At 73.1% G+C, this 10985-nt stretch carries 9 protein-coding genes; 1 reads left to right on the forward strand and 8 read right to left on the reverse strand.

All coding sequences use genetic code 11. The features are described 5' to 3' along the window. Positions 1-295: 295 nt before the first annotated feature. The 8 genes from ACIRD3_RS20495 to ACIRD3_RS20530 form a co-directional block, all read right to left on the reverse strand. Positions 296-895 (reverse strand): hypothetical protein, encoded by a 600-nt coding sequence (locus ACIRD3_RS20495; protein ID WP_402218442.1) that lies wholly within the window; start codon positions 893-895, stop codon positions 296-298. A 152-nt stretch (positions 896-1047) separates the two neighbouring features. Further along, on the reverse strand, positions 1048-2067 hold the full coding sequence (locus ACIRD3_RS20500) for an N-acetylglucosamine kinase (protein ID WP_402218445.1): 1020 nt from the start codon (positions 2065-2067) through the stop codon (positions 1048-1050). Between the two features lie 147 nt (positions 2068-2214). Continuing rightward, the gene (locus tag ACIRD3_RS20505; protein ID WP_402218448.1) at positions 2215-3537 is read right to left on the reverse strand and encodes a 6-phospho-beta-glucosidase; all 1323 of its coding nucleotides are present in this window, start codon (positions 3535-3537) and stop codon (positions 2215-2217) included. Further along, entirely contained in the window at positions 3537-4454 is a 918-nt protein-coding gene (locus ACIRD3_RS20510; protein ID WP_402218451.1) for a carbohydrate ABC transporter permease, read from the reverse strand. Before ACIRD3_RS20510 ends, ACIRD3_RS20505 begins: the two co-directional genes overlap by 1 nt. Positions 4455-4475: 21 nt before the next feature. Further along, a complete protein-coding gene (locus ACIRD3_RS20515; RefSeq protein WP_402218454.1) occupies positions 4476-5492 on the reverse strand; it encodes a carbohydrate ABC transporter permease in 1017 nt (338 codons plus the stop codon). A 27-nt stretch (positions 5493-5519) separates the two neighbouring features. Continuing rightward, complete coding sequence (locus tag ACIRD3_RS20520) at positions 5520-6875, reverse strand: ABC transporter substrate-binding protein (protein WP_402218456.1); 1356 nt, start codon at positions 6873-6875, stop codon at positions 5520-5522. Positions 6876-7045: 170 nt separating this feature from the next. Then, the gene (locus tag ACIRD3_RS20525; protein WP_402218459.1) at positions 7046-8236 is read right to left on the reverse strand and encodes an ROK family protein; all 1191 of its coding nucleotides are present in this window, start codon (positions 8234-8236) and stop codon (positions 7046-7048) included. Between the two features lie 318 nt (positions 8237-8554). Further along, on the reverse strand, positions 8555-9736 hold the full coding sequence (locus tag ACIRD3_RS20530) for a mechanosensitive ion channel family protein (protein WP_402218462.1): 1182 nt from the start codon (positions 9734-9736) through the stop codon (positions 8555-8557). A gap of 492 nt (positions 9737-10228) precedes the next feature. Here ACIRD3_RS20530 and ACIRD3_RS20535 point away from each other — a divergent pair, with 492 nt between their 5' ends. Beyond that, positions 10229-10873, forward strand: coding sequence for an HNH endonuclease (locus tag ACIRD3_RS20535; protein ID WP_402218463.1), 645 nt, complete (start codon positions 10229-10231; stop codon positions 10871-10873). Positions 10874-10985: the final 112 nt, after the last annotated feature.

Below are 10985 nucleotides of genomic sequence, written 5' to 3' on the forward strand. Positions count from 1 at the left end.
AAAAACCCGCAGCTGGGGGGCGGCTGACGCGCGTAGCTCAGCCGAATGTCAACAGTTGCGGGGAGGTTCTACACCGTATGCGCCGCGCCGGCCCCCGGGGCCCACCACGCCGCCGCCCCGGCCGGGGGACCTGCCCGACGCCCGCCGGGACGGCACCCGGCACCGGCCCCACCCCCCCACCAGCGGGAACACCGCCGCCACCGCGGACGCCCACCCGTACCCCGCCGCCCCTCTGGTACCCGCGCGTCAGGGCCGCGCCCGTCGGGGACTCGTCCCCGGCCGGACCCCTTCCCCCTCACGGCCCCGCGAGCTCGCCGATCCGCATGATCCGCCCGTGGGAGTCCAGCACCACGTCGTAGGCGTTCCCGTGGCAGCCGAACGGGTCCGCCGGGTCCCGTTCCGCCAGGCAGTCGTCGAGGTGGGTGATCAGCTCGGGCAGGGGTACCGCCTTGGCCGGGTCCCCGTGCGGCCGGTCGACCAGGGTGGCGGTCACGCCGGCCGCCGCGAAGCCGTAGTGGACGGGGCTGCCGGCGGGGACGTAGCGGGCGGGGTCGCAGGTGTGGCGGGCGGGTTGGGCGGTGATCTCGGCGGGGCCGGCCGCGACCACGACGAGCACCTCGTGGCCGGGGAGCTCGGCGGGGGCCGTGCACTCCGGCCCGGCGGTCGAAGCCCCGGTGGCGGACGGTCCGGCGGCGGGGGAGTAGGCCTCGTCCTCCTCCTCTTCCAGGAACTCGTCGTCCTCGTCCAGCAGGCCGTCGGCCGCCTCGTCGGCGACCGCGGCGGCGGAGGCGGCGGCCACCGTCGGGTGGGACTCGGCGGGCGTGCAGCCGGTGAGCGCGGCTGCGGCGCCGCAGGCCAGCAGGGCGGCGGCGAGGAGGTTGCGGGGCACGGCCATGACACCAGTTTCCCCGGGCGGCGGCGTTCGCCGGTACTCGGGCGACACGACGGGCCCGGGAGTACGGCTCCCTGCCCCCGGCGGACGTGCGGATCCGTCGGGGGCAGGGAGGTCGGTGGGCGAGGTCGGTGGGGGTTTTCGGTGAGGCGGCGTCAGGCCGCCATCGTCCGGGGCCCCTCGTACGCCTCGCGCAGCCGCGACTGCGCCGCCGCGTCCGCCTTCAGGTGGTCGAGGCCGAGCAGTGCGGCGCCCAGGACCGGCGGCGCGACGACGATCCGGGGCTCGGCCAGCGGCGCGGCCTCGGCGAGGCGGGCGGTGAGGTTGTCCAGCAGCAGCGGCTGCCGGGAGGCGAGGACGCCGCCGCCGAGCACCACCGGGGTGGGGGAGTCCAGCAGGTCCAGCCGGCCGAGCGCGACCACCGCGAGCCGGACGATCTCGTCGGCCTGGCGGTCGATCAGGTCACGTGCGACGGCGTCCCCGTCGTCGGCGACGGCGAACAGCACCCGGACGAGCTCGTGCAGCCGGGCGCTCGGCAGCTGCCCGAGGTGGACGGCCTCGGCGACGGCGCCGGCGCTGGGCAGGCCGAAGTGGTCGGCGATGGCGGCGGCGAGCGCGGTGGGTCCGCCGCGGCCGTCCTCCGACCGGACGGCGTGCCACATGCTGGTGACGGCGAGGCCGGAGCCGCCGCCCCAGTCGCCGGTGAGTTCGCCGAGGGCGGGGAAGCGGGCGGTGCGGCCGTCGGGCAGGAGGCCGACGCAGTTGATCCCGGCGCCGCACACGACCGCGACCCCGCGCGGCCCGTCGGTGCCGGCCCGCAGCAGGCCGAAGGTGTCGTTGGCCACGGTGGTGCTGGCGCCCCAGGGGTGGGATTCGAGGGCCCTGCGCAGCGCCTCCTCCTCCACCGGCAGGTCGGCGTTGGCGAGGCAGGCGCTCACGTGGCTGGTGAGCACCCCGTTCCAGGCCGGGTGGCCGGCCGCGGCGGCGGCCTGTTCGACCAGCGGGGCGAGGCCGGCGACGGCTGCGGCGCCGCCGATCTTCTGGGGTGCGAAGCCGCCGCCGCGGGCGGTGCCGAGGACGGTGCCGTCGGCGCCGATCAGAGCGACGTCGGTCTTGGAGTTCCCGGCGTCGATGGCGAGGACGCCGGGCAGGAGTGGTTCGGGCTGGTGGGTCATCAGGTCCCCGCGGCTCGTACGTGGTCCGGTCGCGGTGCGGCGGCCGGAGGTGCCCCGCCGAGAGGTCCCCGGGCGGGTGCGGACGCTCTCCTCGCGGTGCCCGGCCGCCGCCCGGTGGGGGCGGCGGCCGGGCACCGGCGGGCCGGGTCAGGCCCAGGCGAGGTGCTCGCGGTTGTGGGCGAGCAGGCGGTCCGTGAGCTGGTCGGCGAGGTCGATCTGGCCGACCAGCGGGTGGGCGAGCAGCGCGTCGAAGACCCGGTCGCGTCCGCCGCGCAGGGCGGCGTCGAGGGCGAGGTGCTCGTACGCGGTGACGGCGGCGACGAGGCCGGCGTACAGCGGTTCCAGCGGGCGCTGGGGCAGCGGCCGCACGCCCGCCGCGTCGACCTCGGCCGGCACCTCGATGACGGCGTCGTCCGGCAGGAAGGGCAGCACGCCGTCGTTGCGGGTGTTGACGACCTGGACGGAGGTGCCTCCGCCGGTCCCGAGCAGGGCGGCGATCAGCTGGACGGCGGCTTCGGAGTAGAACGCGCCGCCGCGCTTGCCGAGCAGTTCGGGCTTGGTGTCCAGGGCGGGGTCGGCGTACAGCTCCAGCAGCTGCCGCTCGATCTCGGCGACCTGCGCGGCCCGGGAGCCCTGTTCCCGCAGCTCGGCGACGACCGCGTCGTGCTGGTAGAAGTACCGCAGGTAGTAGGACGGTACGACGCCGAGCCGTTCGATCACGGCCTGCGGCAGGTGCAGGTCCTCGGCGATCTCCTTGCCGTGGTCCCGCAGCAGGTCGGGCAGCACCTCCCGGCCGCCGGGGGTGCCCGGGCCGTCGAGCAGGGTCACCCCGCGCTCCCAGGTGAGGTGGTTGAGCCCGACGTGGTCGAGCCGGACCAGCTCCGGGTCCACGCCGAGGTGCGCGGCGAACTTGCGCTGGAAGCCGATGGCGACGTTGCACAGCCCGACGGCCTTGTGCCCCGCGGTCTGCAGCGCCCGGGTGACGATGCCGACCGGGTTGGTGAAGTCCACGATCCAGGCGTCCGGGTTGGCCCGGCGCACCCGCTCGGCGATGTCCAGCACCACCGGGACGGTGCGCAGCGCCTTGGCGAGCCCGCCGGCACCGGTGGTCTCCTGCCCGACGCAGCCGCACTCCAGCGGCCAGGTCTCGTCCCGGTCGCGGGCGGCCTGCCCGCCGACGCGCAGCTGCAGCAGGACGGCGTCGGCGTCCGCGACGCCCGCCGTGAGGTCGGTGGTCACGGTGACCCGCGCGGCGTGCGCCTGCTTGGCGAAGATCCGCCGGGCGAGGCCGCCGATCAGCTCCAGCCGTTCGGCGGCCGGGTCGATCAGCACCAGTTCGCCGATCGGCAGGGTGTCGCGCAGCCGGGCGAAGCCGTCGATCAGCTCCGGGGTGTACGTCGAACCCCCGCCCACGATGGCCAGCTTGAGCGAGGCGGCTCCGGTGGCTCCGGACGTCTTCGGTGCGGACATCAGCCCTTGACCCCTGTCAGTGTCACGCCTTCGATGAAGGCCTTCTGAGCGAAGAAGAAGAGGACGATCACCGGCGCCATCACCAGCAGGGTGGCGGCCATGGTGAGGTTCCAGTTGGTGTGGTGGGCGGCCTTGAAGGACTCCAGTCCGTAACTGAGGGTCCAGGCCCCGCGGTTGTTGCTGGCGTAGATCTGCGGGCCGAAGTAGTCGTTCCAGCAGTAGAAGAACTGGAACAGCGCGACCGCCGCGATGGCCGGCTTGGCCATCGGCAGGACCACCCGCAGCAGGGTGCGCAGGTCCCCGCAGCCGTCGATCCGGGCGGCCTCCAGGTACTCCTTGGGGATGGTCAGCAGGAACTGGCGCAGCAGGAAGACGGAGAAGGCGTCGCCGAAGGCCATCGGGATGATCAGCGGCCAGAGCGAGCCGCCCATGCCCATCTGCTTGGCCCAGAACAGGTACATCGGGATGACGGTGACCTGCGGCGGCAGCATCATCATCGCGATGACCGCCATCAGCGCCAGGTTGCGGCCGCGGAAGCGGAACTTGGCGAGCGCGTAGGCGACGGGGAGGCTGGAGACGATGGTCAGCAGGGTGCCGAGCCCGGCGTAGAGCAGGGTGTTGCGCCACCAGGTGAGGAAGCCGGGGGTGTCCCAGACCTTGCCGTAGTTGCCCCACTGCCAGGTGGCCGGCCAGTAGTCGGTGGTGAGCGCCTGCTGGTCGGACATCACCGAGGTGAGGAAGACGAAGACGAAGGGCAGCAGGAAGAACAGCGCGGCGGCGACGGCCAGCGCGTGCACGGCCACCCAGTCGAGCAGCGCGCGGCGCCGGGCGGCCCGGGCGGCGGGCCCGCCGGTACGGGCGGTACGGGCGGGGCCGGCCGCGGCCGGCGCCTCGGTGGGCGTGGTGCCAAGGGTCATGATCAGGTCCTCACTGGCCCGCTAGTCGTCGCTCGCCAGGAAGCCGGAGCGGCGGCGGAGCAGGATCGAGGTGACGGCCATCGAGATGGCGAACAGCACCAGGGCGACGACGCAGGCCGCGCCGTAGTTGAAGCGCTGGAAACCGAGGTTGTAGACCATCTGCGGCAGGGTCCAGGTGGAGCCGTTCGGGTAGCCCGGCTCGAACTGCTGGCCGGAGTTGCCGGCGATGCCGCTGGCGACCTTCCCGGCGACGATCGCCTGGGTGTAGTACTGCATGGTCTGGATCACCCCGGTGACCACCGCGAACATGATGATCGGCGAGATGTTCGGCAGCGTGACGTACCGGAACCGCTGGAACGGGCCAGCGCCGTCGAGCTCGGCCGCCTCGTACTGCTCCCGGGGGACGTCCAGCAGCGAGGCCATGAAGATGACCATCAGGTCGCCGACGCCCCACATGGCGAGCAGGGTGAGCGCGGGCTTGGACCAGTCCGGGGAGGCGAACCAGCCGGGCTGCGGCAGGCCGAGCTCGCCGAGCAGGTGGTTGACCGGGCCGGTGCCCGGGTTGAACAGGAACGCGAAGGCCACGGTCGCGGCCACCGGCGGGGCCAGGTACGGCAGGTAGAAGACGGTGCGGAAGAAGCCGGCACCGGTCTTGACCTTGGTGATGAGCATCCCGACGCCGAGGCCGAACGCGACCCGCAGGCTCACCATGACGACGACCAGCCACAGGGTGTTGCGCAGCCCCTGCCAGAAGGTCGGCAGCTGGTCGAGGACGTAGTCCCAGTTCTTGAGGCCGTTGAAGGCCGGCTGGCCGAAGCCGTTGTAGGAGGTGAAGGAGAAGTAGGCGGTGGAGACCAGCGGGTAGACGAAGAAGACGCTGAACCCGATCAGCCAGGGGGAGAGGAAGGCGAGGGTGCGGGCCGCCTCCCGGCGGCGCTTCCGGCGCAGCAGGTGCTGCGTGGAGGGCGCCGCCGGGTCGGTCGGTCCGGCGCCGGCCGTGCGGCCGCTTCCCCTGCGGGTGCCGAACGCGAGTGACATGGGAGCTCCGTGGGCCGTTCCCGGCGCTTACTTGGCCTGGGCGATGTCGGTGTCGATCTGCTTGGCCGTGGCGGCCAGGCCGGCCCGGAGGTCGGTCTGCTTGCCGGACTCGTAGTCGTAGCCCAGGTTCTGCAGGGAGACGATGTAGCCGCCGCCGTTGACGGCCGCCGGGGTGGTGCCGGAGTGGGCGTTCTTGGCGACGTCCAGGAAGGTCTTGAAGTTGGCGTCGCTCACCAGCTTCGGCGAGTCGAGCGCCTCGAAGGTGCTGGGCACGTTGTGGATCGCGTTGGCGAAGTTGACGACCGCGTCGGTGTCGGTGGTCAGGTACTTGACGAGCTCCCAGGCGGCGGCCTGCTTCTTGCTGGTGCCGGCGATGCCGACGATGGTGCCGGTCTGGTAGCCGCGGCCGTAGGTGTCGGCCTGGTCGTCCGGGACGGGGAAGGCGGCGGTGGCCCACTCGAAGTCGGGCTTGTTCTCGGCGAGCGAGGCGGTGCGCCACTCGCCGTCGATGGCCATCGCGACCTGGCCGGTGTGGAAGGGGTTCTTGGCGCTGAACTCCTCGCCGAAGGTGGCGCGGAACTTGTCCAGCTTGGCGTAGCCGCCGAGCTGGTCCACCAGGCCCTTCTGCCACGTGAGCATCGCGGCGACCTTCGGGTCGGTGGCGAGGTTCGACTTGCCGTCGGCGCCGAAGTAGGTGGGCCCGTACTGGCCGAGGAAGTGCTCGGTGGTGGACTCGTAGCCGTGGTACAGCGGCATGAAGCCGAGCTGCTTGTACGAGTCGCCGTCGGCGACGGTCAGCTTGGCGGCGTCCTCGGCGAACTCGCTGAAGGTCTTCGGCGGGGCGGTGATGCCGGCGGCGGCGAAGGCCTTCTTGTTGTAGTACAGGCCGTACGCGTCGCCGAGCAGCGGCAGCGAGCACTGGTTGCCCTGGAACTGCGTGTAGTTGAGCATCGCCGCCGGGAAGGTCTTCACCGGGTCGATGCCGCTCTTCTGGAGCAGCGGCTTGAGGTCGACGAAGGCCTTGGTCGAGCAGAACATGCCGACGTTGTTGGTGGTGAAGGAGGACACCACGTCCGGCGCGTCGTCGCCGCCGGCCCGCAGGGCCTGGTTGACCTTGTCGTCCGGGATGTTGCCCACGGCCTTGACGTGGATGTTCGGGTGGGCCTTCTCGAAGGCGGCGATGTTGTCGTTGATCGCCTTGGTCTCGTTGTCCTGGCTCCAGCCGTGCCAGAAGGTGATGGTGACGTCCTTGCCGCTGGCCGAGTCGTCGTTGCCGCCCGAGTCGCTGGAACCGGTGCAGGCGGTGGCGAGCAGGGCCAGGACGGCGCTGCCGGCGACGGCGGCGATCGTGCGGCGGCCTCTGCGGGAGGTGGTGGCGTGCACTTCGAGGTCCTCCTGGGGGTGCGCGGGCAGGCGTCATCGCCTCCGGGCCCGCGTTCGGGGGTTGGGGGAGAGGTGGGTGCAGGGGGAGCGTCAGGGCGGGCGGGTGTCGGTGGAACGGGGCTTGCGTGGACAGGCGCTTCGGTGGACAGGAGCTTCAGCGGACCGGCGGTTCAGTGGGTGGAGAAGACCGCCTCGCGGGCGTCCGCCAGGGCCCGCTGCAGGGCGCCGAGCAGGACCGGGGAGCCGGGCAGGGCACTGCTTCTCACCTCCGGCCGGGCGATGGAGAGCTTGGCCAGTTCGTCCTCGACGAGCGCGCGCAGCCGTTCGCCGCCCGCGCTCGGCACCGCGCCGGAGAGGACCACCAGCTGGGGGTCGACGACGGCGATGATCACGGTCAAGCCGACGGCGAGCCGGCCGGCCAGCTCGGTGAGGAAGGCGTCGCCGCTGCCCGGGGTCGCCAGGGCCCGGGCGATCGACTCCTCCGCGGTGGGCGCGCCGAGCCCGTGCTCGCGGGCCAGCGCCCGGACGGCGGGCGCGCCGACCAGGGCCTGGAACCCGCCGAAGTTGCGGCGGCGGGAGTCCCACTCGACCGGGGAGTCGGGCACCGGCATGTAGCCGACCTCCCCGGCGCCGCCGGTGAAGCCGCGGTGCAGCCGCCCGGCGATCACGATCGCGGCGCCGACGCCCGCCTCCGCCCAGAGCAGCACGAAGTCCTCGAAGCCCGCCGCCGCGCCGGAGGCCTGCTCGGCGACGGCGGCCAGGTTCACGTCGTTCTCGATCGACACCGGTGCGCCGATCGCCTCGGACAGCTCCTCGACCAGCCGCGGCGAGTGCCATCCGGGCAGGTGGGAGGCGTACCGCAGCTTGCCGGTGACCGGGTCGGGGGCGCCGCCCACACCGATCGCGACGGTGCGCAGGCTGCCCTCGGCGAGCCCGGCGGCCCGGACCGCCCCGGCGACCGCGGCGGCGACCTTCGGGACGGTCCCGGCGGCCGGCACGCCCTTGGTGCTGACCGTGTGCTCGGCCAGCGTGGTGCCGGTGATGTCGGCGACCGCGACCCGGATCCCGCTGTTGGTGACGTCCAGCCCGGCGACGTACCCGGCGGCCGGATTCACCTGGTACAGCTGCGCGTTGGGCCCCGGCCCGCCCGCCGTGGTGCCCACCGGCACGACCAGCCCGGCCGCCTCCAGCCGGGCCAGCAGCTGGGAGGCGGTGGGCTTGGACAGCCCGGTCAGGCTGCCGATCTGGGTGCGGGAGAGCGGCCCGTTCTCCAGCAGGAGTTCGAGGGCGGCGCGGTCGTTGATGGCCCGCAGGAGGCTCGGGGTGCCGGCGAGGTGGGCCTTGGCGGTGCTCTTGGTCATGCCCGGAATCCTCCTCGTTCGGCTGGTCGGGAAACCCTCCGGGTGGCCCTCGGAAGGCTTTCGAGCGACCCCCGCACGACGGGGCGCGAGCCCCGCCCTGAACTGTTAGGAAACTTTCCAGTCGCTTGGCAAGGACGGTAGGCGCCCCCTCGGCGGGGTGTCAATGCCCAGCGGAACGGAGGATGCCGAAGCGTTACCGCCCCACCGGCCCCCGGGTGCCGCAACCGGGCGTCCGGAGACGAACACCCGCTCCCCCAAAGGGTGCGGCCCGGACGGTTGGACCGTCCGGGCCGCACTTCGGCTTGTGGGGGGCTTGCGCTACGGCGCCTGCTCCGGCCGCGGGGCCGGTATCGGCTCGGTGGCCTTGAAGCGGGCCGAGTTCGGGTCGGCGAGCGCGGAGGGTGCCGTCTGCTCGGCGGCGGGGGTCGGCGTGATCACCACGCCGGTCGCGGCGGCGGCCATCGCCGCCGCCGCCGCTGCGGCCGTCGGGGCCTCCTCCTTGACCTTGATCCCGGCGCCGTCGAAGGCCACCTTCAGCCGCTGGCGCAGCGCCCGGGAGACCACCGCGGCCTTGCCGGGAGCGGTCCTGGCCTCGACCCGCACCATCACCGAGTCCGCGGCCACCGACTCCACGCCCAGGATCGACACCGGCGCCCAGACCAGCTCGTCGTACGGGGCTTCCTTGGCCATCTGCTCGGCGGTCTGCACGATCAGGTCCTCGGCCCGCACCAGGTCCTCCTTGTACCCGATCTGGACGTCCACCGAGGCGGTCGACCAGCCCTGGCTCATGTTGGCGATCCGCTTGACCTCGCCGTTGCGGATGTACCAGATCTCGCCGTTCGCCCCGCGCAGCTTGGTCACCCGCAGGCCGACCTCCAGCACCGTGCCGGTGGCCACCCCGGTGTCGATCTCGTCGCCGACGCCGTACTGGTCCTCCATGATCATGAAGACCCCGGAGAGGAAGTCCGTGACCAGGTTGCGGGCGCCGAAACCGATCGCCACACCGGCCACACCGGCGCTCGCCAGCAGCGGCGCCAGGTTGACCCCCAGCGCGGAGAGCACCATCAGCGCCGCGGTGCCCAGGATGGTGAAGGAGGCCACGCTGCGCAGCACCGAGCCGATCGCCTCCGAGCGCTGCTGGCGCCGTTCCGGGTTCACCACCCCGGTGTTGGCCAGCAGCCCGCCCAGCCGGCTCTCCTCCTGGTGCTCGGGGGTGCGCGCCATCCGCCCTATCAGCTGGGTGATCAGCTTGCGCACCACCGCCCGCAGCACCATCGCCAGCACCACGATGAAGACGATCCGCAGCCCGGACGCCAGCCAGGACTGCCAGTGGGTGTCGAACCAGCTGGCGGCCTGCTTGGTGGTGTCCGAGACCTCCTGCGCGCTGGTCGGGATCCGCAGGTCCAGGTTGGGCAGCTGCGCGGTGGGGCTGGGGGCCGGCGTCGGGGCGGAGGGCGTCGGGGACGCGTCGGACAGACCGGTGGCGCCGGAGCTGAACACGTGCGGACCTTCCTTGCTGGGTGGCGTGGCGGGTCCGCACCGCCGGCAAGCGGCCCGCGGACCGTGCGCCTTAGCCTAACCGGCACCGAACACCCGGCCGGACACGCCGAAGGACGCCCGCGGCCCCGCCGGAAGCCGCCGAAGGGCGTACGGAAGGGCCCGGACGCCCCGTCAACGCTCCGGTGCGCTCCCCCGGCAATCCGGCCCGGAGGCCTTGCCACACCCGCCGAATGCTGCTCCGGACGGCCGATCCGTCCCCCGGGAGGGCCACCGGGCGGTGCCCGGACGGCACCAGAGTGCAACCCGACCGTCCCCCGGGCATACCGCTTATGACAGAGACCACACCCGGAGTTCACGTCAGGTCCGTTACACAGGAGTGGTGGCGCCGTACAAAGGCGTAAGGCGACACTGGGGGAGATCGCGCACTCGTTGTGCGATCCAACCGCTCGTCCCGGCGCGAGCCACGCGCCGCAGGCGTCCAAGGAGGCATCCGTGCCGCATGTCCTGGTCCTCAACGCGTCCTACGAGCCACTCGGCGTCGTATCGATGCGCCGCGCACTCATCCTGGTCCTCAACCACAAGGCGGTCAGCCTGGAGGACTCGGGAGTCACTCTGCACAGCGCCACCAGCGCCCTTCCGGCGCCGTCCGTCGTCCGTCTGACCCGCTTCGTGCGGGTCCCGTTCTGCGGGCCCGTCCCGCTCACCCGCCGGGCGCTGTTCGCCCGCGACCACGGCCGCTGCGTCTACTGCGGGGCCGCCGCCACCAGCGTCGACCACGTCATCCCGCGCAGCCGGGGCGGCCAGCACCGGTGGGACAACGTGGTGGCGGCCTGCCGCCGCTGCAACCACACCAAGGCCGACCGCCACCTCACCGAACTGGGCTGGCGGATGAAACGACCACCCGCCCCGCCCAGCGGTCTCGCCTGGCGGATCATCGGCACCGGCATCAAGGACCCGCGCTGGCGCCCCTACCTGGAGCCGTACGGCGCCGCCGACCAGCTGCGCGCCCCGCAGTGGGGCGAGTACGAGCACCACGACCATACCGAGCCCAACCACTCGGTCCCGATCGGCCGGGCGCACGTCGCCCACCCGAGCCCCGTCCGCCGCGGCGAGCAGCCCGAACCGCTCTCCGCCTGACCGAAGCGACACAAGGGCCCCCCGTCACACCGACGGTACGCGCCTCATGGGCCGCCGAGCCCCCCGCACCGGGGAGCCGGCGGCCCGCCCTTTTTCCCGGCCGCGGGCCGGG

Source organism: Kitasatospora sp. NPDC093550 (assembly GCF_044764985.1).
In the GTDB taxonomy this organism is placed as follows: Bacteria; Actinomycetota; Actinomycetes; order Streptomycetales; family Streptomycetaceae; genus Kitasatospora.

Coding starts and splice junctions, on each gene's coding strand:
- ACIRD3_RS20525 (WP_402218459.1), bottom strand. CDS start 8,236: ATGACCAAGAGCACCGCCAAGGCCCACCTCGCCGGCACCCCGAGCCTC.
- ACIRD3_RS20515 (WP_402218454.1), bottom strand. CDS start 5,492: ATGTCACTCGCGTTCGGCACCCGCAGGGGAAGCGGCCGCACGGCCGGC.
- ACIRD3_RS20505 (WP_402218448.1), bottom strand. CDS start 3,537: ATGTCCGCACCGAAGACGTCCGGAGCCACCGGAGCCGCCTCGCTCAAG.
- ACIRD3_RS20500 (WP_402218445.1), bottom strand. CDS start 2,067: ATGACCCACCAGCCCGAACCACTCCTGCCCGGCGTCCTCGCCATCGAC.
- ACIRD3_RS20495 (WP_402218442.1), bottom strand. CDS start 895: ATGGCCGTGCCCCGCAACCTCCTCGCCGCCGCCCTGCTGGCCTGCGGC.
- ACIRD3_RS20510 (WP_402218451.1), bottom strand. CDS start 4,454: ATGACCCTTGGCACCACGCCCACCGAGGCGCCGGCCGCGGCCGGCCCC.